This window comes from Campylobacter showae CC57C (genome assembly GCF_000344295.2).
Lineage (GTDB): Bacteria > Campylobacterota > Campylobacteria > Campylobacterales > Campylobacteraceae > Campylobacter_A > Campylobacter_A showae_B.
Genome location: NZ_AOTD01000033.1, coordinates 1 through 26,407, shown reverse-complemented (window position 1 = coordinate 26,407; position 26,407 = coordinate 1). Strand labels below are relative to the sequence as shown.

Here is a 26,407-nt window from a genome sequence, read left to right as displayed (position 1 = left end):
TTATTTGCCTAAAAACGTGATTATATCGGGATATAGGTAGAACAAAAATAAATTTGAATTTTATGCAGTTAAATTTGGGGTGGGGTGTGGGAATTTGGAGGTAGGAGAGTTGGCTTGGGTGAAATTGGGGATAAATTAGAATTTTTTGGAAATGGGTAGGTGGACTTTGAGGACGCCGAATATTTTATCAGTAAAAAGGAAAATAAAAATTTGAGAATATTTTTCGGTGGTGTCCCCAACAGGATTTGAACCTGTGGCCTCAGAATTAGGAATTCTGCGCTCTATCCAGCTGAGCTATGAGGACAAAAATATCAAATTTGTAAAACAAAGGCCAAAATAGAGGTTAAATTTAAAGGCGAGGATTTGCATCCCCGCCAAATTCGGCTTAGCCGTTTCTTTTCTTAATAATTTCTTCGCTAACGTTCTTTGGAACTTCCTCGTAGTGGTCAAATTCCATAGAATAAGTCGCGCGACCTTGCGTCATAGAGCGAAGGTCGGTAGAGTAACCAAACATCTGAGCTAGCGGGCAGAAAGCCGTGATGATCTTGCTTCCGTTGCGCTCATCCATAGAGTTTACTTGACCGCGGCGTTTGTTTAGGTCACCGATAACGTCGCCCATATAGTCCTCAGGCGTCTCAACCTCAACCTTCATCATAGGCTCAAGGATAACTGCGCCTGCCTTTCTGGCACCTTCTTTAAAGCCCATAGAAGCGGCAAGCTTAAACGCCATTTCAGATGAGTCGACTTCGTGATAACTACCATCAAATAGGGTAACTTTAACGTCCTCAACAGGATAGCCGGCAAGTACGCCGTTTTGAAGCGCCTCTTTGCAGCCTTTTTCAACCGCAGGGATGTACTCTTTAGGAACTACGCCACCTTTAATGTCGTTAACAAACTCAAATCCACTAGCTGCAGGTAGCGGCTCAAGGCGCAAGAATACGTGTCCGTACTGACCGCGACCACCTGATTGCTTAGCATATTTATACTCTTGCTCAACTGTTTTGCGGATGGTCTCGCGGTATGCAACTTGCGGTTGACCAACTTCGGCATCGACTTTAAATTCGCGTAGCATTCTGTCTACGATGATCTCAAGGTGAAGTTCGCCCATACCGCTGATGATGGTTTGACCGCTCTCTTCGTCGGTGCCCACTCTAAAGCTTGGGTCTTCTTGAGCTAGTTTTTGAAGCGCGATAGCCATTTTTTCTTGGTCGGCTTTAGTTTTTGGCTCGACGGCAACGCTGATAACCGGCTCAGGGAAGTCCATCTTCTCAAGGATAACCTTGTCTTTTTCGCTCGCGAGCGTATCGCCGGTTAGGGTATTTTTTAGACCTACGACCGCGCCTATCTCGCCCGCGTGAAGAACCGAAATTTCCTCGCGTTTGTTTGAGTGCATTTTTAGCAAACGACCGATTCTTTCTTTATTATCCTGAACAGTATTGTAAGCATAGCTACCACTCTCAAGGCTACCGCGATAAACACGGATAAATGTAAGCTGTCCGACAAACGGGTCGGTCATAATCTTAAACGCAAGAGCTGCAAATTCGCCGTTATCGGTGCTTTCTACCGTTACTTCGCTACCGTCTTCATAAACGCCCTTAATCGCCTCGATCTCATCCGGTGCAGGTAAATATGCTACGACCGCGTCAAGTAGGGGCTGGATGCCTTTATTTTTAAATGCCGTTCCGCAAAGCATAGGAGTTATCGTCATTCTTAAGCAACCCGCTTTAATACCTTTTTTGATCTCTTCTTCGCTTAGCTCCTCGCCTGAAAAAAATTTCTCCATCAAGCTATCATCGGTTTCAGAAACCGCTTCTATTAACTTAGTGCGGTACTCTTCTGCCTTTTCTTTTACTTCCGCCGGGATCTCTATCTCTTTATAGTCAGTCGGCTTTTTGTCGTCTTCCCAAACGTAAGCTTTCATTTTAACCAAATCGACTACGCCTCTAAAGTTATCCTCTGCGCCGATAGGAATTTGAATAGGCACCGGATTTGCTTTTAGACGGTTTCTGATTTGAGACTCGACATTAAAGAAATTTGCGCCGATTCTGTCCATTTTATTTACGAAAACGATTCTTGGAACGTGATATTTATTTGCTTGTCTCCAAACGGTCTCAGACTGAGGCTGGACGCCGCCGACTGAGCAAAATACCGAAACAGCACCGTCAAGAACGCGCATAGAACGCTCGACTTCGATAGTAAAGTCGACGTGGCCCGGAGTGTCGATCAAATTTATCTGGTGATCTTTCCAGAAGCAAGTGGTCGCCGCAGACGTAATCGTGATGCCGCGCTCTTTTTCTTGCTCCATCCAGTCCATCGTAGCAGCGCCATCGTGAACCTCGCCTATCTTGTGGCTCATACCCGTAAAGAACAAAATTCTTTCGCTGGTCGTAGTTTTACCGGCATCGATGTGAGCAGCGATACCGATGTTTCTAACCATATGTAAAGGGGTTTTTCTATCTGCCATACCAGCCTCCTCTTACCAGCGGTAGTGAGCAAACGCTTTGTTAGCTTCTGCCATTTTGTAGGTGTCTTCCTTCTTCTTGAAAGACGCGCCTTTTGAATTTGCCGCATCAAGTAGCTCGTTAGCTAGCTTGTCTATCATCGTTCTTTCGCTTCTTTTTCTAGCAAAGCCGATGATCCAGCGGATAGCAAGAGCTTGCTGGCGAGCCGGGCGAACCTCTACTGGTACTTGGTAGGTAGCGCCGCCGACGCGACGAGATTTAACCTCCATAAGAGGCTTAATGTTTTCGATAGCATCGTTAAATACGTCTATACCTTTTACGTCGCCGCTTTTTTTCTCGATAGCTTTGATAGCGCCATACATGATCTCGGTAGCGACGCTTTTTTTGCCGTCGTACATAAGAGAGTTAATAAATTTAGTGATTACCTTATTGCCGTAAATTGGATCCGGCATTACTTCCCTGACGGGAGCTTTTCTTCTTCTCATTTGATTATTCCTTCAAATTTTATAAATTTTACTCAAACCTATGCCGCTAATGGCATGGTCTGCGAACCTAAATTTTTATTTCTTTTTACCCGCTGCGGCTGCTGCTTGACCAGGTTTTGGACGTTTAGCGCCGTATTTTGAGCGAGAAACAGTTCTTTTCGCAACACCGGCTGTATCGAGAGCGCCGCGTACGATGTGGTATTTAACGCCCGGTAAGTCCTTAACACGGCCGCCGCGCACTAGCACGATGCTGTGTTCTTGTAGGTTGTGACCTTCACCGCCGATATAGCTGATCACTTCAAATCCGCTTGTAAGCCTAACTTTGGCAACTTTTCTCAAAGCCGAGTTTGGTTTTTTAGGAGTCGTAGTATAGACCCTGGTGCAAACTCCTCTTCTTTGAGGACACTCTTTTAGCGCTGGAGATTTTGACTTAAAAGTCACTTTCTTGCGCTCTTTTCTGACCAATTGATTAATGGTTGGCACAGTAATTCCTTTCGACTAAATTTATTAAAAAGACTTGATTTTATTTAAATTTGGCTTAATATAAGGTAAATTTCATCTTTAATGCTGAATTTTATCGCACTAATCTTTTCTAATCGCGTATTTTCCGCTTCCGCTAAAAATAATGCAAAGCGATAAAGCGATGTAAAGATATAAAATTTCGGCCTTAAAGCCGCCAATGCTTATAAGCTTCGGTAAATTTCCGAGTCCGCAGTAGACATACATTATCGTTAGACTAGTACCGATAGCGGGCAATGCGCCGATCCTAGTCGAATTTTTTATTTCTATTCCGAAATTTTAAATTTAAAGGATTGATTTTATCTAATTAGTTTTAAAGCGAGATAAATTTAAGCCTCGCTGAATTTAGCGAGGCTCAGGGGGGGTTAAATTTTAGTTTTGTTTTAGCTTGATCTTTTGATCTTGATAAAGACCCGTTCCGACAGGGATCATGCGTCCTAGAATGACGTTTTCTTTTAGATCCTCGAGGTGGTCGATCTTGGCTGCGATCGAAGCCTCGGTTAGAACCTTAGTAGTCTCTTGGAACGATGCGGCCGAGATAACACTATCGCTTCCGATAGCGGCGCGCGTAACGCCTAGTAAAATAGGCTCGGCGATCGCAGGATTGCCGCCCATTCGCATTATGCGCTCATTTTCTTCCTTAAATCTCGTTCGAGAGATCATGTCGCCAGTGATGAAATTCGTATCGCCGCTATCTACAATCTTAACCTGACGAAGCATCTGAGAAACGATGATCTCGATATGTTTATCGGCGATCGCAACGCCTTGAGAGCGGTAAACTTGCTGAATCTCGCTGATCAAATAATAGTGTAGCGCCTTCTCGCCCAAAATTCTCAAAACGTCGTGGCTTGATATTAGCCCGTCGGTTAGTTTCTCGCCGGCATGGATAAATTCGCCGTCGCGAACCTGAATTTGACGAGTTTTGTCTATCAGATACTCCGACGTAGCGCCGTCGTCGGCATGGATAACGATACGCTCTTTAGATCGAAGCGGCTTCTCGAATCTTACGGTACCGTCGATTTCAGCGATGATAGCCGTATTTTTCGGACGTCTAGCCTCAAATAGCTCAGATACGCGTGGCAAGCCGCCCGTGATGTCTTTCGACTTCGCGACGGCCTTAGGCGTCTTAGCTAGGATATCGGCTTGTTTTACCACTTCGTCGTTACTTACGAATATCGCGGTTTTTGGCTCTAGCTGATAGCGGATCATCCTGCCCTCATCGGTGCTAATAACAATCGTAGGCTTGATGCCCGAAGGTAGATACTCGTTGATAACTAGACGGCTCTGGCCGGTCGCCTCGTCGTACTGCTCGGCGGCGCTATAACCAGGCTCGATATCCTCGTACGTAACCCTACCTGCAGCCTCGGCGATGATCGGCGTAGAGTACGGATCCCACTCGGCTATGACAGTTTTCTCTTGGCTTTCAGGCTCCGAGATGACCGCTTTGCTATCCACGATATCGCTATCGTTTGCTTTGATGATAGAGTTTCGCGGGATATAGTAGCGAACCGCCTCTCTATCGTCCTCATCGGCAACTACGACAAATAGTCCCTTTTCTGTTACGACGTGGCCTTTTTTGATATTTCTTAAGCGCTCTAAATAATCGCCCTTTAAGATGTAAAATTTAAGCACGCCGTTTGCGCCGGCAAGGATTTTCTTAGCGATCGGTTCGCCGTCCTCTACCTTTATCTCGCTCGCAAACGGAATACGTTTCGGTACGTTCCAGCCCTCTTTGATGACCTCGGCGATACTTTCGTTCTCTTTAACCAGGTCGCCGTCAGCATAAGGGATGTAAATTTTGCCCTCGACCTTACCGCTAACGCCTGCCAGCTCGTTAGGTTTAGCCAGATCGCCTCTTCTTAGAGTATATTTTACCTCTTCTTTTTTACCTTTTACGATGATATTTACATCCTCGTGAGCAACCTCGATCTCGATCTTTCCGTCAAACGGAGCTTTAATCTTAGGTTCTACGAGCAAGACGGCTGAGTTTCTGCGGTTTGCCACGATTCTCTTACCGCCGTTTTCGTAAACGTTTAGATTGTAGTATCTTATAAAGCCCTCTTTTTGTGCGACAACTTGATAGTCTTGCTGCTCAGTCGATGCCGTACCACCGATGTGGAAAGTTCTTAGCGTTAGCTGAGTACCAGGTTCGCCGATAGACTGGGCCGAGATGATGCCGACTGCTTCGCCCGGTTTTACTAGCTTACCTTCGCCCAAATTCACGCCGTAGCACTTCGCGCAAACGCCTTTTGCCGCTTTGCAAGTTATCGGCGTTCTGATACTGACTGATTTTATACCCGCTTCGGTTATTGCTTTTGCTTTTTCTTCGTCTATTAGAGTACCTTCGCTAAATAATACTTCGTTTGCTATCGGATCGATCACGTCGTCGGCTAGTACGCGGCCCAAAATTCTCTCTTCTAGACTCTCGATAAGCTCACCGTTGTCGGTGATCTCCGTGATCTCGACGCCCTCGTGAGTGCCGCAGTCGTGCATAGTGACTTTCACGTTTTGCGCGACGTCGATTAGCTTTCTGGTTAGGTATCCGGCATTCGCCGTTTTTAGCGCGGTATCTGCAAGACCTTTTCTAGCACCGTGGGTTGAGTTAAAGTACTCAAGAACGTTTAGACCTTCGCGGAAGTTTGATATGATCGGCGTCTCGATGATCGAGCCGTCAGGCTTCGCCATAAGACCGCGCATACCGGCTAGCTGGCGAATTTGCGCCGCAGAACCTCTCGCGCCGCTGTCGGCCATCATATAAATAGAGTTAAATCCGCCCTTATCTCCCTGAATAAGCTTCATCATCTCGCCTGCAACGACGTTGTTCGTATCCGTCCAGATGTCGATGATCTTATTGTATCTCTCAGAATCCGTTAGCAAGCCCGCGCCGTACTGATTTTGTATCTCGCGGACTTTTTTCTTGGCTTCGTTGATATATTTTTGCTTGCTATCAGGCACGATGATATCGGCGATCGAGATCGAGATGCCGGCCTTTGTCGCATAGCGGAAGCCCAAATTTTTAAGCTTATCCAAAAATCCCGCCGTTACCTCAAGACCGCCGTTTTTATAGACATAATCGACCAAATTCGCGATATCTTTTTTCTTCATAACTCTGTTCCACATATTTTCAGGAACAAAATCAGGCAGAATCGAGCGGATGATCAAGCGACCCGCAGTCGTAAATAGCGTCTTGCCGTCGATCATCGTTTTGATTTTCGAGTGTACTTCTAGGCAGTGCGCTTCCTCGGCAATCATTACTTCATCTACAGATGCAAAAATTTTATTAGCACCCTTGCTGTCGGTCTTTTCTAGGCTTAGATAGTAAATTCCCAAAACCATATCCTGGCTAGGAACCGTGATGGCCTTACCGCTTGCAGGAAGCAAGATATTCATTGAGCTAAGCATCAAAATTTTGCACTCTGCTATAGCCTCCTGAGATAGCGGAACATGAACAGCCATCTGGTCGCCGTCGAAGTCTGCGTTAAATGCGGCGCAAACTAGCGGATGCAGCTGGATAGCCTTGCCCTCGACAAGCACAGGGTGAAACGCCTGGATAGATAGTTTGTGAAGCGTCGGAGCGCGGTTTAGCATAACCGGGTGATCCTTAACAACCTCCTCTAGGCACTCCCAAACCTCATTCGTCTTATCCTCGATCATCTTTTTAGCTTGTTTTACGGTCGTAGCGTAACCCTTCTCCTCAAGGCGAGCTAGCAAATGCGGCTTAAACAGCTCAAGCGCCATTCTTTTCGGCAGTCCGCACTGATCCATGCGTAGTTTTGGTCCGACCACGATAACTGAACGACCAGAAAAGTCAACGCGCTTACCGAGCAAATTTTGACGGAAGCGGCCTTGCTTGCCTTTAATGATTTCAGAAAGCGATTTTAGCGGGCGTTTGTTTGCGCCTTTTACGGCGTTTGCGCGTCGTCCGTTGTCAAATAGCGCATCCACTGACTCTTGAAGCATACGTTTTTCGTTTCTGATAATGATTTCGGGCGCATCAAGCTCCATAAGGCGTTTTAAGCGCGCATTTCTATTGATAACGCGGCGATACAGGTCATTTACGTCAGAAACTGCAAATTTACCGCCGTCAAGGCTGACAAGCGGACGAAGATCCGGCGGAAGGACCGGTAAATTCGTAATCATCATCCATTCTGGGCGATTGCCTGAATTTAAAAAGCTCTCAACGACTTTTAGTCTTTTTACTATAGTTTTTTTCTTAGCTTCCGAATTTGTCGCGCTTATCTCGTCTTTTAGGGTGTTTAAAAGCTCCACCAAATCGATATTTGCTAGCAAATCGCGGATAACTTCGCCGCCCATTCTAGCTCTAAATCCGCTCTCTTCAAAACGAGAAGCCAAAGAAACGTATTGCTCTTCGTTTAGAACGTCGAAAATTTCGACCTTTTTACTGTTTTCGGTGTCATAAAACGCGTCGCCTACGCTCTCGACGATATACGCCTCGTAGTAAAGTACGCGTTCAAGGTCTTTCATCTTTATGCCGAGCAACGTTCCTATGCGGCTCGGAAGTGAATTTACGTACCAAATGTGCGCAACCGGAGTCACGAGCTCTATGTGGCCCATTCTAGAGCGGCGTACCTTTGAGCTAGTTACCTCGACGCCGCACTTTTCGCACTTGATACCTTTGTAGCGCATTTTTTTATACTTACCGCAAAGGCACTCGTAGTCGCGGATCGGACCGAAAATTTTAGCGCAAAATAAGCCGTCGCGCTCAGGTTTTAGCGTACGGTAGTTTATGGTTTCGGGTTTTTTGACCTCGCCGTGGCTCCATGATTTTATCCTCTCGGGACTTGCCAAACGAAGCTGAAATGCCTCAAAATCGCGCGGTCTGCGTTCTTCTTTTATCTCAATAGGTTTTAACTCACTCATTATTTTCATCCTCATCGTATATCTCGACATCAAGCGCCAATGATTTTAGCTCGTTTGTTAGAACGAAAAATGTCTCAGGAATGCCAGTTTCAGGCACATTTTCGCCTCTAGTTAGGGCTTTATATGCAGACAAACGTCCCTCGACGTCGTCTGATTTGACAGTTAGCATCTCGCGAAGCGTATGGGCCGCGCCGTACGCCTCAAGCGCCCAAACCTCCATCTCTCCGAATCTTTGTCCGCCAAATAGCGCCTTACCGCCGACTGGCTGCTGAGTAACTAGGCTATATGGACCCGTGCTTCTAGCGTGGACTTTTTCGTCGACTAAGTGGTGAAGCTTTAGCATATACATACATCCAACGTTTACGCGTTCTTTGATCTTTGAACCCGTGCGTCCGTCGTAAAGCTCGGTCTTGCCATCCATATCGATCTTAGCTAGTTCAAATAGTTTCATCAGCTCATCAACTCTAACGCCCTCAAATATAGGCGTGGCAAATTTGACGCCGTTAGCCCAGTCTCTAGCGTAATCTAAAAGCTGCTCGTCGCTCATTTTGCCTAGAGTCTTTTTAGCATCCATAAATTTGGACGTAGAGGCTATCTCGATCATTTTGGCCTCGTAGCTCTTTTACCCACTCGCCTTTTTTCTCTTGGAAAATTTGATTTATCTGCTCGCCTAAGCGGTAGCCGACAAGACCCAAGTGGCTTTCTAAAATTTGACCGATATTCATACGGCTAGGAACGCCCAGCGGATTTAGCACGATATCGACTGGTTGACCGCTCGGAAGATAAGGCATATCAACCTCAGGGACGATATTTGAAACGATACCTTTGTTTCCATGGCGACCCGCCATCTTATCGCCCACTTTCAGCTTGCGCTTGGTGGCGATATAGATTTTAACGAGCTTAACTACGCCGCTTGGCAAGATGTCGTCTTTTTCTAAAATTTCCATCTTCGCATCATGCTCTTCTTTGAGCTTTTTCTTCTCATTTTGGAAATGATTTTTTATATCGTCATATGATTTTTGAACATCTTTTGAAAAGCCCTTAACGATCGCACTTAGAGTAAAGCGGTTGATGTTTTCAAACTCCTCTTTATCGATTTTCTCGCCCTTTTTATAGGTTTTTTTACCGATAGTTTGAGCGGAGCTCAAAGGCGTTTTGCAAAGCAGAGCACCTACTTTTAGCATCTCTTCGCGGTCTAGCATCAAGAGTCTATCGTGGTGTTCTTTTTCAAAAGCCGCTTTTTCTTCTTCATAAACTTTATTTGAACGGCTATCTTTTTCATGACCTTTTTTGGTAAAAATTTTAACGTCTACGACGACGCCTTCCATTGACGCAGTCGCGTAAAGGGATTTATTTACCACGTGGCCGGCTTTTTCTCCAAAAATCGCGCGAAGTAAGCGCTCCTCAGGCGTCGGCTTAACCTCACCTTTTGGAGAAACCTTGCCGACTAGGATCATGCCCGGTTTTACTTGCGTACCGATTTTTATTATGCCGCTATCGTCTAGATGAAGTAGATCTTCCTCTTTGATATTCGGGATATCCTTAGTGATCTCTTCGACGCCGTCTTTTAGCTCGCGCGCTTCAATCTCTTTTTCATAGATATGCACGCTCGTAAACGCATCCTCTCGGATCATTTTTTCGCTGATTACGATCGCGTCCTCGTAGTTATAGCCGTTCCACGGCATGAAAGCTATCAGCGCGTTTTTACCGATAGCCAGCTCGCCGCGCTCCATAGACGGACCATCAGCGATGATCTGCCCAGCCGCTACGCTTTCGCCTTTTTTAACGATAGGATGCTGAGAGAAAGTCGTGTTTTGGTTGGTTCTTAAATTTTTCTCCATAGAGTAGTGATCGATATATGGACCCGCCTCATCTTCACCGAGGATAAAGATGTTTTTATTATCCACCTTTTCGACTACTCCCGCGCGTCTGGCCTTGATCGCCTCCCATGCATCGCGAGCCACGGTGCTTTCCATGCCGGTTCCTACGATAGGAGCGGACGAACGAAGTAACGGTACTGCTTGGCGCTGCATGTTTGATCCCATGAGGGCACGGTTTGCGTCATCGTGCTCCAAAAACGGAATAAGCGATGCCGCAACGCCAGCTATCATACCAGAGCAAAGGTCGATAAGTTTAACGTCTTCGCGTTTAGCTAGTATCATCTCGCCGTCTTGTCTAGCTTCGATCAAATCCTCTACTATATATCCGCTTTCATCAAGTACGGTAGAAGCCGGAGCGATAACCAAATTTTCCTCTTGAGTCGCCGTTAGATAGACGATCTCGTCGGTTACTTTGCCGTCTACGACTTTTTTATACGGAGCTTCTACGAAGCCGAGGTTGTTTACCTTGGCGTAAGTAGAAAGCGTGTTGATAAGACCGATGTTTTGACCTTCCGGTGTTTCTACCGGGCAAATTCTACCGTAGTGAGTCGGGTGAACGTCGCGCACTTCAAAGCCGGCTCTATCTTTAACAAGACCGCCTTCGCCTAGCGCCGAAAGTCTGCGTTTATGCGTAACTTCACTAAGCGGGTTGGTCTGATCCATAAACTGGCTCAACTGACCGCCGGTGAAAAATTCCATTATGGTCGTGGTTATCATTTTTGGATTAACCAAATCGTAAGGCATAATCTCTTCGGTATTACCCAGCGTCGTAAATTTATCCCTGATAGCCTTTTGCATTTTTACAAAGCCCAGGTGAAGCTCGTTTGCCAAAAGCTCACCGATAGAGCGGATACGACGGTTGCCGAGGTGATCACGGTCGTCGATATGTCCTTGTCCGTTTTTGACCTTTATCAAATATTTTGCCGTTTTTATAATGTCTTCGTTGGTCAAAACCGTTACGTATTCAGGTACTTCAAGCGCTAGCTTGTGGTTCATTTTCATACGGCCAACACCCGTCAAATCATATCTTTCAGGATTAAAGAATAGATCGTTTACGAAAGCGCGAGCAGCGTCTTTAACTACCGGTTCGCCGGGACGCATAACTTTATAAATTCTTATCGCCGCAAGATCGTTTTCGTCATCGACGTTTTCGGTTTGACGTAGTAGTTTGAGCGTCTCGTTATCGGCGATAAATGAATTTATGATCGCATCGTCCACGCCTGCAGCCAGGTCATTTGCTATCTCGATACTCTCTTGATCAGCCAAAATTTTAACCAATTTATTTTCATCAAGCTGCGCAAGAGTATCATAAAGCACCTCGCCGCTATTTTTGTCGATAACCGGGTGGGCTAAAAATCTACTTACCAAAATTTCAGTCGGATACTCGACAAATTTGACGCCGTCGGCAATAATCTTATCTGCTTTTTTCTTAGTTAGCCTTTTTCCAGCCTCGTGTAAAACGTTACCTTCTTCATCTTTGATATCGTATTCAACCCTGCCTTGATAATCATCTGGATTAAACGGGGTCAAAAATTTGTTATTTTTTATCGTTAGCGTTTGTATCGGATAAAATAACTTAATAATATCTTGTTTTTTATATCCAAGCGCCCTAAATAGGATTGTTACCGGTACTTTTCTGCGCTTATTTATTCGAACATAAAGTACGTCTTTGGTGTCATACTCAAAATACAGCCAGCTACCGCGGTCGGGAATGATTTGAGCCGTATAAATAAGTTTATTTACTACCGTCGGGCTTTCCTCTTCTTTAAATATAACGCCTGGACTTCTGTGTAGTTGATTTACTACCACGCGCTCGACGCCGTTAATAATAAATGAAATTCTATCCGTCATCAAAGGAATTTCGCGAACGAAAATTTCTTGCTCTTTTATATCTTTTATGCCGATCTTCTCGCCTGTTTTTTCATCTCTTTCGTGAACGATCAGCCTTATTTTCATTTTTAAATTTACAGAATAAGTAAGCCCGCGCTCCATGCACTCTCTGATCGTATATTTTGGTTTTCCGATTTCAGAGCTTACGTATTCCAAGCTTAAGCGGTTTTGTGGATCGTGTATAGGAAATATTGATTTGAAAACTTTTTCTATACCGCTTTCGCCTTGATTTTTATCTACGTTTAAAAACTGGTCAAAACTCTTTTTTTGTAATTGTAGCAGGTTAGGAACATCTATCTCTTTGGCAACATTTGAAAAATCAACCCTAAGACGATTTCCTGAGTATAAACTATTTAGCATATTCTACCTCATGGTATAAGTTTGAAAGAAAGTAAATAACCGCACGTCTGCGGCATCTTTGTAAAAATTAAATAAGGAGGCGTCGCCTCCTTTGTAAAAATAAGTGAAATTATTTAAGTTCGACTTTAGCGCCAGCTTCTTCAAGCTCTTTTTTAGCTGCTTCAGCTTCATCTTTGCTAACACCCTCTTTGATAACAGAAGGAGTTTGCTCAACTGCGTCTTTAGCCTCTTTAAGACCAAGACCTGTAAGAGCGCGAACAACTTTAATAACGTTGATTTTCTTGTCGCCGCCGTCAACTAGAACAACGTTAAATTCTGTTTTCTCTTCAGCTGCATCGGCTGCGCCGCCTGCTACTGCGCCGCCTGCTACCATTACTGGAGCAGCACTTACGCCAAATTTCTCTTCAAATTCTTTTACTAGCTCACTTAGCTCTAATACTGAAAGATTAGAGATAAATTCTAATACGTCCTCTTTAGTAATTGCCATTTTTTATCCTTTTATATTATGCTGATTTTTCTTTTTTCTCTTTAAGCGCATTTAGTCCAATAGTGAAATTTTGGATAGGCGCATTCCAAACTTGCAAAAGCATAGCAAGCAACTCATCACGGCTAGGCATCTTAGATAGAGCCTTGACCTTCTCGACACTTGCAACTTCGCCATCGATATGAGCGGTTTTGATTTTGAATAGTTCGCTATTTGTTTCTTCAAATTTAGCCGCAACCTTAGTAGCTGAAAGCTGATCGCCCCAGATAAAGATATTTGTATCCTTCAAGACCATACCAGATTTTTCAACATTATTAAGAGCGATATTTGCAAGAGTATTTTTTACGATTTGAACTTTTACGTTTAAAACTCTAGCCGCATCTCTTAATGCTTCTAGTTTTTTAGTGCTAAGACCGCGATAATCACAAACTATAATCGCTTCATTTTCTTTAAATTCGGCTTCAAGTTTACTGATTATTTCAGATTTCTCGTTTCTCGTCATCTAGTTTTTCTCCTTTCCGACTAGTGATTTCAAGCAGAGCGGCATAAAAGCACGATTAAGCAAAAGCCTCTGCTATCTCCAATCTAAGATAAAAATTATTAGCTAAATTAGCGTAGATCCATAAGCTCTTGAGTTTCAAGTAAAACAGAAGGGCTCATAGTTAATGATAAAGCAGCACTCTTAATATATCTACCTTTTGCTGCCGCAGGTTTTTGTCTATTTACCGCTTTGATAAGAGTTAAAATGTTATCGTTTAATTGCTCTTTTGAAAAGCTAACTTTACCAAGGCCAGCGTGTATATTTCCTTGCTTATCTACACGGAAATTAACTTGACCGCTTTTTGCGTTATTAACCGCTTGAGCTACATCCATAGTAACAGTGCCTGTTTTTGGGTTTGGCATAAGACCTTTTGGTCCTAAAATTCGTCCTACTTTACCAACTAGTCCCATTAAATTTGGAGTAGCAATAAGAACGTCGAAATTCATAATTCCCTTCTGAATATCCTCAACAAGCTCATCGCTGCCGACTATATCAGCACCGGCGACTTTTGCTTCGTCGGCTTTCGCATCTTTTGCTATGACGGCTACGCGAACAGTTTTGCCAGTTCCCGCAGGAAGCACAACTGAGCCTCTAACCATTTGATCGGCATGTCTTGGATCGACGTTAAGTTTTAGTGCTATTTCGACTGTTTCGTCAAATTTAGCGCTTTTTAGTAATTTTACAGTATCGATAGCTTCTGCTAAAGAGTAAGTTTTAGTGGTATCAACTTTTTCAAGCAGCTTACCAAATCTTTTTGTAGTTTTTTTTGACATTAATTTCTCCGCATTTTTAAATTTTATGCTTCCACATTGCCAAATTTAAAACACACGCGTTATAAAAAATTAACGCGTGTTTATAAATTTAACTTTAAAAAAACCTTATGTGGTAAAAGGATTAGTCTACTACCGTAATTCCTATTGAACGAGCTGAGCCAGCAATAATTTTAGCTGCTTGCTCTCTATCTTTAGTATTTAAGTCGGCAATTTTTTTCTCAACTATTTCAAGCACCTGAGCTTTTGTAAGCTTAGCTACTTTGTTTTTTAACGGATTATCCGAACCTTTTTCTATACCTGCAGCTTTTTTAATCAAATCCGTAGCAGGCGGTTGTTTTGTGATAAATGTAAAGCTTCTATCTGCATAAACAGTGATAACAACCGGAACCCTAAAGCCAGCCATATCTTTTGTTCTTTCGTTAAATGCTTTACAAAATTCCATAATATTAACGCCTTGCTGACCAAGAGCCGGACCTACCGGAGGGCTTGGATTTGCTTTTGCAGCAGCAATATGTAATTTAATTTCGCCTATAACTTTTTTAGCCATAAACTTCTCCTTATACTATCTTCTCGACTTGTGAATATAAAATTTCAACCGGAGTGCTTCTACCAAATATCGAAACATTTAGCCTTAGCTTTCCGTGTATCATATCGTACTCTTCTACTATACCGGTAAAATTCGCGAAAGGTCCTTCCGTAATACGAACATTTTCTCCATTATCAAAGAAAATTTTTGGCTTAGGAGCGGCTCGTTTTTGGACTTTTTCTAAAATTAAATTTATATCTTTTTCGCTTAACGGCGTAGGTTTTTTTGCCTCACCTATAAATCTACCAACCTTAGGAAGAGACTGAATTTTGTGCCAAAGAGCTGTATCCAAGTCAAGATGCGCAAAAGCATATCCTGGATAAAGACTTCTTTCGTTTATTTTTTTCTTGCCGTTTTTGATTTCTATTACATCTTCAGTAGGAACTATAATCTCTTTTAGTTGGTCTTCAATGTGATTATCTCTAACCAAATTTTCAATAGCTCTTTTTACACTCATCTCACTACCGGCATAAGTTTGAATCGCATACCATTTATGTGCCATAATTCAACCTTAAATCAGTTTTGAAAGAGAGAAAGACATAATTGCATCAACAAGAGCTAAAAAGAGCGAAACAATAGCCACTACGGCAAAAACTGTTATAAAAGCATTTCTTATTTGCTCTTTGAGTGGAAAAATTACCTTTCCGATTTCAGCGCGAGAAAGCTTTATATAATTTATTATTTTTTCCATTTTTAACCTTTTGATGGCAGGGCAAGAGGGATTCGAACCCCCAACCATTGGATTTGGAATCCAGCGCTCTACCGTTGGAGCTATTGCCCTAAAAAGCCTTAGCTCTTTAACTTAACTTCTTTGTGAACAGTATGTTTTTTTAATCTTGGGCAATATTTTTTTAGTTCTAATTTTTCAGTTGTTGTCTTACTGTTTTTTACTGTGGTATAGTTTATATCACCTGATTCAGAACATTTAAGACCAACTTTTATTCTATTACCTTTTGCCATAAATTCCCTTTTAAAAAGCGGAGAAGAATCTCCGCTAAAAATTATAAATTAGATTATGCTAGAATCTTAGAAACAACGCCTGAACCGACTGTTCTGCCGCCTTCACGGATCGCAAAGCGAGTTCCCTCTTCAAGAGCAACTGGCGCAATAAGCTCAACAGTTATCTTTAGGTTATCACCAGGCATAACCATCTCTGTTCCTTCTGGAAGAGTGATAGAACCTGTAACATCAGTCGTTCTTACATAGAACTGCGGTCTATAGTTGTTAAAGAATGGGGTATGGCGTCCACCTTCTTCTTTTGTTAAGATATAAACTTCGCCCTCAAATTTAGTGTGAGGAGTAATTGATTTAGGTTTGCAAAGAACCATACCGCGCTCAACGTCTTCTTTTTTAGTGCCCCTTAGAAGAACGCCTACGTTGTCGCCTGCCTCACCTTGATCCATCTCTTTTCTAAACATTTCGACGCCGGTAACAGTAGTAGTTTGAGTTGGTCTAATACCTACAATTTCGATGGTATCGCCGACTTTTACCACGCCTTTTTCAATTCTACCGGTAACAACTGTACCGCGACCAGAAATAGAGAAAACATCCTCGATAGGCATCAGGAAGTCTTTGTCTGTTGCTCGTACTGGAGTTGGAATATACTCATCAACTCTAGCCATAAGTTCAAGAACCTTTGCAGACCATTGGCCGTCTGTTCCAGCCTTAGCCTCATTAAGAGCTTGTAGAGCCGAGCCTGCTACGATTGGAGTATCGTCACCAGGGAAGTCGTACTCGTTTAAAAGCTCACGAATTTCCATCTCAACTAGCTCAAGGAGCTCCGCATCGTCAACCATATCAGCCTTATTCATAAATACAACGATATAAGGAACACCTACTTGGCGAGATAGTAGAATGTGCTCTCTAGTTTGAGGCATCGGACCGTCAGCAGCAGATACGACTAGAATCGCACCGTCCATTTGCGCTGCACCTGTAATCATATTTTTAACATAGTCGGCGTGACCCGGGCAGTCAACATGCGCATAGTGGCGATTTTCAGTCTCGTACTCAATGTGAGATGTAGCGATGGTAATACCGCGCTCTTTTTCCTCTGGAGCGTTGTCGATATTATCATAGTCTTTTAGCTCAGCAAGACCTTTTCTTGAAAGAACAGCAGAAATTGCAGCTGTCAAAGTTGTTTTACCATGGTCGACGTGACCGATAGTACCGATGTTTACGTGTGGCTTGTTACGTGAAAATTTTTCTTTTGCCATCTCTTCCTCCGTAATGATATTTGCGATTCAAATTTATGCTTAATTTTTCTTCTCTAAAATCCGTGGAGCTCATAGCGGGACTTGAACCCGCGACCTCTTCCTTACCAAGGAAGTGCTCTACCTCTGAGCCATATGAGCGTTATAAACGCTTGGCGTTAGAGAATTTTTGAAAAGCATAAACAACTAAATGAAATTAAAAAGGTATGCCGTAGAAAATGTATAAAATTTAATATTTTTATCATCTTACAGCTCCCAGTTTAGTTCCAAAATCTGGAGCGGGAAACGGGGCTCGAACCCGCGACCCTCAGCTTGGAAGGCTGATGCTCTAGCCAACTGAGCTACTCCCGCGCGTAGCATGGTGGTGAGACGTGGATTCGAACCACGGAAGACATAGTCAGCAGATTTACAGTCTGCCCTCGTTGGCCACTTGAGTATCTCACCCTATTTTAAAAAATAAATGCTTTGCAATGGTATTTCTGGTCAAACACTGTTATGAAATGGAGCTGGTGAACGGACTTGAACCGCCGACCCACTGCTTACAAGGCAGTAGCTCTACCAACTGAGCTACACCAGCATCCCGATTTATGAAAGTTGGATTATAGCCCAATTTCTTTTCAAAGTCAAGGTTTTTAAGAAAATTATTCCATTTTTTGCATCAATAAAATCAAATTTATTCTATCTTTCGCTCCTGTTTTTTCAAAAATAGTGCCTACATGCGCTTTTACCGTCCTTACGGTTATTTGTAAAATCTCGGCGATTTCTTGATTTGTTAGCCCTTTATAGACTAGCTCCGCTATCTCTTTTTCCTTGCTTGTTAGCTTTTTTAGCAAATTTGACGAATTTGAAGGCAAAATTTCCTTCGTCATCATTTGTATCATATTTTGGATAAATTCCGGATATAGCCAAACCTCGCCTCTTTCGATCGCTTCGAGCGCGTCCTTAAAATGCACCTCAAGCATGCGCGCGTTTGCATAGCCCTTTGCGCCAAGGTGCAAAAACTCTCTACCTTCGTTAAATTTAGGTTCGTGAGAAAGTATCAAAATTTTAATACCTTCCACCGCGCTCAAAAGCTCTCTTGCTTCTTTGTCGGCATCCCAAATATCCACGCAAACTACGTCGTAGTTCTTATCGTAAGCAAGCTCTAAAAATTTATCTTTTTCCTGCGTAACCGCGACGTCGCGTCCGACCAGCTTATCTTTTATTTCGTTTATTACGGCTGCATTTCCTGAATACGCCAAAATTCTCATATCCGCCCCTCCCTATCGTTCTCTCAAAGCGTTTTGTTTAGCTTTTAATATCGGCTTTAATAAATAATCAAGCACCGTTTTTTTACCGGTTATAATGTCGGCACTAGCTATCATGCCCACCTTGATGCGAAGCGGTCTATCTTCGCTTCCTAGGTAGTTTTTTTCGGTCGTTATTCTGACTAGATAGTAGCTCTCGCCAGTTTTTTCGTTTGTTTCGGTATCGGCTGAGATTTGCGTCACTTCACCCTCTAGTCCGCCGTATATCGCAAAGTCGTAAGCTGTAAGCTTAACCATCGCTTTTAGTCCTTGTCGCAAAAACGCCACATCCGCAGGCTTTACCTTTACCTCGGCTATCAAGCTATCCTCGACGGGGACGATCTCGGCGATGTCCATGCCCGGCTTTATGACGCCTGAGACCGTATTTACCATTAGTTTGCTTACTATACCGTCCACCGGCGAGCGCACGAGCGTTCTTTCTACTTTGTCGCTTAAATTTACCTGGCTTTCGTTTAGCCTAGAAATTTCAGCCGAAACTTCGTTAAATTCTTTCTTTGCGCTATTTTGAAAGGCAAGCTTGGCTTCGGTTATTTTATTTTCCACCTCTTTTATCGTGGACTGAACTCTAGGGATAGAGAGTTTTGCCGCGCTTAGCTCGCCTCTTAGATCGTTTACGCGTCTTTGGAGCTGCAGATACTCAACCTCGCTCACAAGCCCTTTTCTAAATAACGGCTCGGTTATCTGCTTCTCTTTTTGTAGCAGGTTGTAGCTGCTTTTAGTCTGGTCGATCTTGCTCTCAAGCTCCCTTAGCTCGCTTTGGCGCTGTTTTATCTGCTCCTCAAGGATGCCGATTTGCTCCCTTAGTCTTGCCTTGTTTGTGTCGTAAAGACTCTTTTCAAATCCGACGAATCGGTCGTAGTCTTTATCCCCCGTCTCTTTCGCATCAAATTCCTCGTCGTTTGATTCGGCGTAAAGGCGCAAGTATTTTGCCTGCAGCTCGTTTAGTCTAAATTTAGACTCGCCGTAGACGCTAGAAACGCTTTTGTCGTCAATTTTTAATAAAATTTGATTTTTCTTTACCTCATCGCCCGCGCGAACGTAAATTTCCTCGATTATGCCGCCTTCCAAATTTTGCACGATCTGATTTTTGCCCGACGGGATTATCTTGCCGTTGCCGCGCGTGATCTCGTCTATCTGTGCAAACGACGCCCAAACAACTAGCCAAAAAACGGTTATCGCGACGATGTATAAAATTTTCCTAGATCCCGACGGCGCCTTAGCTAGCACCGCCTCCGACAAACTGGACATAAAACGAAGATCGTTTGCGTCGTAGTTTTTAGATTGGATGATCTTTTTTATGTTTTGAGTCGAAGTTTCCAAATTTTGCCCGATGTTTTCTTGTATTTCTAAATTTTTCTTATCCATGCTCGCTACTTTCCGCCAAGCTTAGCTAAAATTTCATCTCTCGACCCGTCCAGCAGTATCTTGCCGTTATCGACGACGATGAGTCTATCTACTAGCTCGAGCAGAGACGTTTTGTGCGTGATAAGCAGCATAGTTTTATCTTTCGTGTTAAATTTGAGATTGTTTTTTAGCTTATTTTCCACGCTGCTATCAAGGGAATTTGTCGGCTCGTCGAGCAATATAATCGGACTATCTAACAAAAAGGCGCGCGCTACGGCGATAGCTTGGCGCTGTCCGCCGCTTATACCCTCGCCGCGTTCATGCACCGGCATATCAAAGCCCAGCGGATGCGCGTCTACGTATTCGTCCACGCCGCTAACTTTTGCCGCACGGATAATCTGCATATCATCGACGTGCGGAGCCTTATAGACGATATTGCCTCTTACCGTACCTTTAAACAAAACCACGTCTTGCGGGACGTAGCCGATATTTCGGCGCAAGTCGGCTGGATCGATTTGATTTATATCGATGCCGTCTATCAGGATCGAGCCCTCAGTCGGCGAATAAAGCCCCAAAATAAGCTTTTCGATAGTGGTTTTCCCCGAGCCGTTTCTGCCGATGATACCAACCTTCTCGCCTGCGTTTATAGTAAAATTTACCCTATCTAGCGAGGCTTTGGTGCTTTCAGGGTAGGTAAAGCATACGTTTTTAAACTCGATCTTGCCGTTAAAGGTATTTCTGCGGACGAATTTTTTACCCTCAGGACGCTCGACGGGCATCTCCATTATCTTTTTTAGGCTCTCGTAGGCGGTTTTCGTCTGCTCGTAGTTTGCCAGCAGGCTCGCAAACTGCCCCATCGGAGCGATAGCGCGCGAGCTAAGCATCACGGCCGCGATGAGTCCGCCCATCGTGAGTTTGGTATCTTGTATCATATAGACGCCAAAGACGATGATGCCGACCGTATTTAACTGCACGAAAAACGACGTAACCGTATTTATCGACGCCGAGATCAGCTTTGATTTTATGCTTTTGTTCGCTATCTCGCCGGTAGCCTCTTCCCAGTTCCACTGTACGTTTCCGGTCGCGCCCATGGTTTTTATCGTCTCAAGACCGTTTAGCGTCTCGATCAAAATTCCGTTTTTCTTTGCGCTAGCCTAAAGGGTTCTTTTTATGCTAGTTTGGGGCGGGTTTTGGAAAAAGAGCGTGTAGAAAAGCACAGCCGCCATAAAAAATAGCGGCACGACCACCAAATAGCCGGCGATAAAATAAGTAATCAGCAAAAACAAAATCGCAAACGGCAGGTCGATGAGAACCGCCAAAGTACTTGAAGTGAAAAAATTTCTAACCGTATCGAATTCGCGCAGGTTGTTGGCAAACGAGCCGACCGATTTTGGCTTGACGGAGAGCTTTATATCCATCACGCGCTCAAAAAGTAGCGAGCTCATGATGATGTCGCTTTTTTTGCCTGCGACGTCTAGAAAATATGTGCGTATAAATTTTAAAAACAGATCGATAAGATAAACCACGCTCACGCCAAGAGCTAGTACCCAAAGCGTCTCTACGGCGTTATTTGGCACGACTCGGTCATAAACGTTCATCGTAAAAAGCGGGCTGGCTAAAACGAATAAATTTATCACTATGCTAGCCACGATGACGTCGATGTAAATTTTCCTAGAGCGCTTTAGCGTACCCCAAAACCAGTGGCTAGTTTTGGTATCTATCAAATTTGGCTTATTATCCTCGGGGATAAACTCGCGCTTTAGCAGATAGCTATAGCCCAGATACTCCTCTTTTAGCTTTTCGATCTCTATCAAATTTGAGCCGTTTGGCATATCGGGAGTTATGATTTTTGCGTGCGTTTTGCCCTCGAAACTCTCTAATATACAAGCTTTTTTGCCACGTAAAAGCAGGATGCAAGGCAGCACCAAAGGCGAGATGTCCTCGATCCGTTTATTTACTAAACTTGAAACAACCCCTCCCCTAGCCGCCGCTCTAGTAAAAAGCGATTTCGAGCCGTTAAGCGAAAAAAGCTCGATATCTTCATTTTCATTCGTCGGCAGCCCAGCCACCAACGCATCGGCGGTATACGGGTTGTTGTGCAGTTTGGTAAATATCACCAAACAATCAAGCAGTTCGTCGTTTTTCTTTTCTTGCATTTTTTATCCGATATTTTCTATTTGAGATATGAAAATCCCCTGCAAATAGTCGATTTCTAGGGTATGCAGTCTCTTTTCTTGCTCTTCGTTTTCTACGCCCATAGCTATGATTTTTACGCCCTTACTTCTCATCATCGCTTCAAACGAGCTTCTTTGCTCGGACGTTCTCTCGCCTAAAAAGTCTATCAAATTTGCCACCGGGATTTTGACGTAATCAGGGCTAACGGCATTAAGCCTTTCGATACTTTTCGCGTCAAATCCGAAGTGATCGAGTCCAAAGCCAAAACCGAGCGCGCGCAATCTCTGGTGAAGTCCGTCAAGAACTGCCACGTCGATATCGTCTTTGTTCGGAATCTCGATGAAAATTTTAGCAGGCGCGTATCGTCTTATCTTTTTGAGCGCATTTTCAAGCTCGGTAAAGTGCTGAGTAGAGTTTAAGATATCCTTGCCCAAATTTAGCGCGTATTGCATAGTTTTAAGCTTACCGTCTCTTAGCATATCGGCAAATTTATTTAAAACGTAAAGGTCTATATCCACCGCCATCTTTAGCTCGTTTACCATCGGCATAAAGTAGCTCGCCGTCTGCCATCTACCCTCGCCGTCGACGAGCCTGATAAACAGCTCGCAATGCGCTATTTCAGCAAAATTTGACGCCACTTTTTGTCCCGCAAATTTAAACATACCGTTTTTAAGAGAGGTTTCGATAAGCTCTTTATACTGTTCTTTTCCCAGCATGATCTCTTTGTCGCTCTTATAGATCAGTGAGGAGAAATTTGAGCCCTCTTTAGCTCTTGCTAGCGTGATATCGGCCGTTATGAGCACGTCTTTTAGCGGAGTTTTCGGTCCGTAAGGCACGATCGCGGCAAAGACCGGATGCTTGTCCATATCTACGTTAAATTTGATAAATTCTTCTTGTATCGTTAGTAAAATTTTATCGGTTATGGCTTTGACGTTTTGCGTAGTTAAATTTGCGGCTACGATCATAAAGTCATCGTCGTTTAGTCTAGCTCGCAGCATACCTATGGCGTTTTGGGATATTACAGACGCGATGGTTTTTATAAGCTTTTGCTGCGCGTTGAAACCGATCTCTTGTTTTAGATCTCGCAAATCTTTGCAAGTTATCATCGATGCGGCACCGCTTGAATACTCCTCGCTCGAAATATAATCCTTAAAGTTATTTTGTAAATATCTTCTGTTGAAAAGTACGGTTTCTTCGTCTTTATAAAGTAGCTCTTCGTATTTGCTTAGCGTCTTAGCGCTTTGCTCAAACACGTCCTTAACGCGCGTTAATCACGTTCATCGCAAGGACGACCTGCCTAATATCTAGCGTAAAAGGAATCTTTTCTTGTAAGATAAAACTATTTTGCAGTATGGCCTCGGCTTGCTTTTGCACTTTTTTAAGCGGGATAAAAATGATCTTTACGCCAAAATAGCTAATAAGCAGAGCTGATAGCGACATCACGAAAAGCACGAAAAAGACCTTTTTAACTATGTTGTAAAGCTCGTAATAAGCGATGCCGGTGTTGCTTTGCACGTAAATGGTGCCAAATTTACTCCAACCGAGCATTATCTCGCTTTGCGCCACCGGAGCTTCTAGTTTTACGTTTTTTACGAACCATTCAGGAACGCTATTTACGACCAGAGGCTGCGAGTTTTCTATAAGCGTCTCGCCGTCTACTCCGGTTAGCTTTATCATAGAGTAGTACCCACTGTCAAATACCGAATTTATCATTGTTTGAATGCTGGATAAATCGTTTGGATTTGCTACCGACGCTATGGCAAGACCTAGCGAATTTGCCGTGTGCTTGGCGTTAGTGCCTAGCTGAGCGGAGATATAGTCGTTCGTCGTCGTAAAATTTAAAATCCCGACGGCTACGAAAATAACCAACATAAAGGAAATTATCGCCAGCATTATTTGTTTTAAAAGCGTCATCTATCCGTCCTCTTTCATTCTATCGACTAAATTTAGCCATTTTGGATTTTGTTTTTTGTTTCCGCCCGGGATTGCCTGCCCCAAGCCTTCTTGTTTTGATAAAAATAGCGAATCACCGTTAAAACTATAAACGGGCGCTAAGTCTTTTCTTTGCGTAGCTATTTTGATGTTTGGGTTGATATTGTCTAAAACTAGCGGTATGGACTTTGGGCTGTCATAATAAGATAAAACCATATGCGCTTGGTTGTAATCAAGCGCCTTTACGTAAGTAAAATAAAGCTTTTGCGTGGAAACGCCGAGCTGCTTTAGGGTGAAGTACTTCGCCGTAACGAAATCCTCGCAATCCCCGGCGCCCTTGCCCAAAAACTCCATTCTCGTAGCCCAGTAGTCTTTTTGTCCCCAAACTTCCCTGTCGTCTTTCCACTGTAAGCGGTTAAAAAAATCATTTACTTTTACGAGCTTTTCTTGCTCCGTGGCGTCCTTTAAGCTCACCATAAGCTCGTTTAAGGCAACCACTCTTTTTTTGGCGTTTTGGCCGTAAACTTTAGCGATCTTGTCGTAGGTGGAGGCTTTTATAAACTCGCCTCCCGCAAAAATCGCGAACACAAAAAGGGCGCTCGCTAAAAACGCCCTCCTGTATTTGCCCGCGCTTATGCCAAATTTCATAAAATTTATCTAAATTTTAGTCTAAAGACTATCTTAGATCCTCGGCTATCGAGCACGCGCCTTGGATATATTTTTTAGCAAATCCAGGCTCGAAGCTATCGGTAATCATACCCATATTATCAAGAAGCCTAAATTTAGCGTATAAAAGCTCTTTTTGAGTATTTACGATCTCAACCAAAGCGTTGTTGTATTCGCTCTCGGCATCAAGCAAATTTATAAGATCGCGTCTACCGATCCTAAACTCGTCCCTATACGCATCAAGCGTCTCTTTGGCGTATTTTACGTGCTCGTTTAGGTACTCGAGTCTTTTTTGATTTAGCACGTAAGTCTGCCATGAAAATTTAAGACTCTCTGAAAGCTCTCTTTTTACCCTCTCAAGCCCGTGAGACGACTCGGTAACGGCTAGGACGGCTTTTTCTTTCTCTAGCTTGTCTGAGTTTTTGTTGTAAAGATTATATTTTAGTCTTAACAAAACGTCGTAAGAGGTATCTTTATAATCGTCGTAAAATACATCGTTTCTCTCGTGATTTGCGCTGGCTTCGAGATCCACCTTCGGTCTAAAAGCGGCGTTTTTCTCATTAACGACGGATTGATTCATTTTTATGTTTGCATCTTGCAAAAGCACGCTCGGGTTGCATTTCATAGCGATGTTATATACCGCACTTTCGCTTCCCGGTAACGGTAACTCAAAGCTTGGAGCGACCAAATTTTCTGCCGCAATGCCTTTACCGTAAAGTTTCTCAAAGGTGCTTAGAGCGTCGTTATAGTTGTTTTCGCGAGAGATCAAATTTGCCTGAGCTAGCGTGAGACGAGAGCCAGCCTGTCTCTCCTCAGAGCCTCTAGCAAAGCCAGAGCTTGTTCTATCTTTGATTTGAGAGTAAATTTCCTCGTGAGTTTTTACGTTTGATTGCGCAATCTCTAGTAGCTCTTTAGTTTGAAGCACAGTGATATATGCGTTTGCAAACTCAAGTGTAAGCCTGTCGGCTTTTTGCGCCACGCTATAAGCAGCCGCATCCATCCTGTGGCTTTGAGAGATCATTCTGTTTTTATCGGCTCCGCCGTTATACAAATTTTCCGTTAGCGTCGCGTTTGCGGTAAGCCTTTTGCCGCTACCTTTTTGTACGGTTATGCCGTTATCTATTTTTTCTTTTCTGTAGCCGTAAGTTCCGCCGATATCGAATGTCGGATAGTAGGCGTTATTAGCGATATTTAGGTCTTTTCCCACTTGCATATAGGCATATTCGGTCTCTTTTAGGCCCGGGTTTTCAAGAAGCAGGTTTTTAACTGCTGCATTTAGGCTAACTTGACCGCTCTCTTGCACGCCGTTCTCGATATAGCCAGCACCCATCGGCTCCGGAGCTTCTTTAAACGTCAAATCTTGTTTTTTTCTTAGACCCGGCTTTGGAGCTTTAGCGGCATCTTTGCTTTCGCTTAAATTTTGCGTTTCATCGCCTGAAGAAATAGAATCTTTAGCGACCGCGCTATAAGCGTCCGTATATCCCGCTGCCTTGATTTGAGCCGTTAAATTTTTAATGCTGTCTTTATCCAAAGACTTGGTTCTAACGGCTATGGCGCGGTATTTACCGAAAGTCCCGCTTACGACTTTTTCCACTCCGTCAAGATCTCCGACCTTGCGCTCTACGCTAGCTCTGGCACTCTCTATCGCTTCTTCTTTTACGTCGTCGCCGAAGCTGCTCACAAATACGTTATATTCGTCATTTGCGAACAACAAACCGCAAACTAAAAAGCTAATCGCTGCTGCTTTTCTCATAGAAATCCTTTGTAATTTATTTTAAATTAACGCTAATACATTAACCCGCGATTATATATTATAAAAAATAAAAAAGTTATAAATTTACAAAAGTGCTTTTGCGATTAACTCTATCGGGTTCTCAAATTTTACATCAGAACCGCTGATGTGTAGTGCATT

General features: G+C 43.5%; 19 protein-coding genes, 6 tRNA genes and 2 pseudogenes. All 27 read right to left on the bottom strand.

Annotated elements, in window-relative coordinates; genetic code table 11:
* Nucleotides 1-227: 227 nt before the first annotated feature.
* Nucleotides 228-304: transfer RNA gene (locus tag H740_RS01400), tRNA-Arg, on the bottom strand.
* 81 nt (nucleotides 305-385) lie between these two features.
* Nucleotides 386-2,464 carry an elongation factor G gene (fusA, locus tag H740_RS01395; RefSeq protein WP_004322130.1) on the bottom strand — a complete coding sequence of 693 codons (2,079 nt, stop codon included), beginning with the start codon at nucleotides 2,462-2,464 and terminating at the stop codon, nucleotides 386-388.
* A gap of 12 nt (nucleotides 2,465-2,476) precedes the next feature.
* Complete coding sequence (gene rpsG, locus H740_RS01390) at nucleotides 2,477-2,947, bottom strand: 30S ribosomal protein S7 (protein ID WP_002947591.1); 471 nt, start codon at nucleotides 2,945-2,947, stop codon at nucleotides 2,477-2,479.
* Between the two features lie 75 nt (nucleotides 2,948-3,022).
* Nucleotides 3,023-3,430 carry a 30S ribosomal protein S12 gene (rpsL, locus tag H740_RS01385; protein ID WP_004322129.1) on the bottom strand — a complete coding sequence of 136 codons (408 nt, stop codon included), beginning with the start codon at nucleotides 3,428-3,430 and terminating at the stop codon, nucleotides 3,023-3,025.
* Between the two features lie 99 nt (nucleotides 3,431-3,529).
* Complete coding sequence (locus H740_RS12040; protein WP_004322128.1) at nucleotides 3,530-3,703, bottom strand: hypothetical protein; 174 nt, start codon at nucleotides 3,701-3,703, stop codon at nucleotides 3,530-3,532.
* A 135-nt stretch (nucleotides 3,704-3,838) separates the two neighbouring features.
* Nucleotides 3,839-8,347: a DNA-directed RNA polymerase subunit beta' gene (rpoC, locus tag H740_RS01375; protein WP_004322127.1), complete on the bottom strand. Its 4,509-nt coding sequence runs from the start codon at nucleotides 8,345-8,347 to the stop codon at nucleotides 3,839-3,841.
* Nucleotides 8,340-12,477, bottom strand: a pseudogene (gene rpoB / locus H740_RS01370) (DNA-directed RNA polymerase subunit beta). Before rpoB ends, rpoC begins: the two are co-directional and overlap by 8 nt.
* 109 nt (nucleotides 12,478-12,586) lie before the next feature.
* A complete protein-coding gene (rplL, locus tag H740_RS01365; RefSeq protein ID WP_004322126.1) occupies nucleotides 12,587-12,964 on the bottom strand; it encodes a 50S ribosomal protein L7/L12 in 378 nt (125 codons plus the stop codon).
* Between the two features lie 16 nt (nucleotides 12,965-12,980).
* Entirely contained in the window at nucleotides 12,981-13,463 is a 483-nt protein-coding gene (rplJ, locus tag H740_RS01360) for a 50S ribosomal protein L10 (RefSeq protein ID WP_002947610.1), read from the bottom strand.
* Between the two features lie 107 nt (nucleotides 13,464-13,570).
* Nucleotides 13,571-14,275 carry a 50S ribosomal protein L1 gene (gene rplA / locus H740_RS01355; protein WP_004322125.1) on the bottom strand — a complete coding sequence of 235 codons (705 nt, stop codon included), beginning with the start codon at nucleotides 14,273-14,275 and terminating at the stop codon, nucleotides 13,571-13,573.
* Nucleotides 14,276-14,396: 121 nt separating this feature from the next.
* A complete protein-coding gene (gene rplK, locus H740_RS01350) occupies nucleotides 14,397-14,822 on the bottom strand; it encodes a 50S ribosomal protein L11 (RefSeq protein WP_004322124.1) in 426 nt (141 codons plus the stop codon).
* Between the two features lie 10 nt (nucleotides 14,823-14,832).
* A complete protein-coding gene (gene nusG, locus H740_RS01345) occupies nucleotides 14,833-15,366 on the bottom strand; it encodes a transcription termination/antitermination protein NusG (RefSeq protein ID WP_197273045.1) in 534 nt (177 codons plus the stop codon).
* Between the two features lie 6 nt (nucleotides 15,367-15,372).
* A complete protein-coding gene (gene secE, locus H740_RS01340) occupies nucleotides 15,373-15,552 on the bottom strand; it encodes a preprotein translocase subunit SecE (protein ID WP_004322122.1) in 180 nt (59 codons plus the stop codon).
* A gap of 14 nt (nucleotides 15,553-15,566) precedes the next feature.
* Nucleotides 15,567-15,642 (bottom strand) — tRNA-Trp (locus H740_RS01335).
* 8 nt (nucleotides 15,643-15,650) lie between these two features.
* Entirely contained in the window at nucleotides 15,651-15,821 is a 171-nt protein-coding gene (gene rpmG / locus H740_RS01330) for a 50S ribosomal protein L33 (RefSeq protein ID WP_004322121.1), read from the bottom strand.
* Between the two features lie 53 nt (nucleotides 15,822-15,874).
* Nucleotides 15,875-17,074: an elongation factor Tu gene (gene tuf / locus H740_RS01325; protein ID WP_004322120.1), complete on the bottom strand. Its 1,200-nt coding sequence runs from the start codon at nucleotides 17,072-17,074 to the stop codon at nucleotides 15,875-15,877.
* Between the two features lie 63 nt (nucleotides 17,075-17,137).
* Nucleotides 17,138-17,212, bottom strand: a tRNA-Thr gene (locus tag H740_RS01320).
* A gap of 133 nt (nucleotides 17,213-17,345) precedes the next feature.
* Nucleotides 17,346-17,422, bottom strand: a tRNA-Gly gene (locus tag H740_RS01315).
* An 8-nt stretch (nucleotides 17,423-17,430) separates the two neighbouring features.
* Nucleotides 17,431-17,515, bottom strand: a tRNA-Tyr gene (locus H740_RS01310).
* Nucleotides 17,516-17,572: 57 nt separating this feature from the next.
* Nucleotides 17,573-17,648: transfer RNA gene (locus H740_RS01305), tRNA-Thr, on the bottom strand.
* 64 nt (nucleotides 17,649-17,712) lie between these two features.
* Nucleotides 17,713-18,321, bottom strand: coding sequence for a response regulator transcription factor (locus H740_RS01300; protein WP_004322119.1), 609 nt, complete (start codon nucleotides 18,319-18,321; stop codon nucleotides 17,713-17,715).
* Between the two features lie 12 nt (nucleotides 18,322-18,333).
* Entirely contained in the window at nucleotides 18,334-19,743 is a 1,410-nt protein-coding gene (locus H740_RS01295) for an HlyD family type I secretion periplasmic adaptor subunit (protein ID WP_004322118.1), read from the bottom strand.
* Nucleotides 19,744-19,748: 5 nt separating this feature from the next.
* Nucleotides 19,749-21,878 (bottom strand): annotated as a pseudogene (locus H740_RS01290) (type I secretion system permease/ATPase).
* A 3-nt stretch (nucleotides 21,879-21,881) separates the two neighbouring features.
* Nucleotides 21,882-23,150, bottom strand: coding sequence for an EAL domain-containing protein (locus H740_RS01285; RefSeq protein WP_231679289.1), 1,269 nt, complete (start codon nucleotides 23,148-23,150; stop codon nucleotides 21,882-21,884).
* Between the two features lie 4 nt (nucleotides 23,151-23,154).
* Nucleotides 23,155-23,811 (bottom strand): LapD/MoxY N-terminal periplasmic domain-containing protein, encoded by a 657-nt coding sequence (locus tag H740_RS12035; protein WP_231679288.1) that lies wholly within the window; start codon nucleotides 23,809-23,811, stop codon nucleotides 23,155-23,157.
* The gene (locus H740_RS01280) at nucleotides 23,812-24,477 is read right to left on the bottom strand and encodes a transglutaminase-like cysteine peptidase (protein ID WP_004322117.1); all 666 of its coding nucleotides are present in this window, start codon (nucleotides 24,475-24,477) and stop codon (nucleotides 23,812-23,814) included.
* Between the two features lie 28 nt (nucleotides 24,478-24,505).
* Nucleotides 24,506-26,248: a TolC family protein gene (locus tag H740_RS01275; protein WP_004322116.1), complete on the bottom strand. Its 1,743-nt coding sequence runs from the start codon at nucleotides 26,246-26,248 to the stop codon at nucleotides 24,506-24,508.
* Nucleotides 26,249-26,407: the final 159 nt, after the last annotated feature.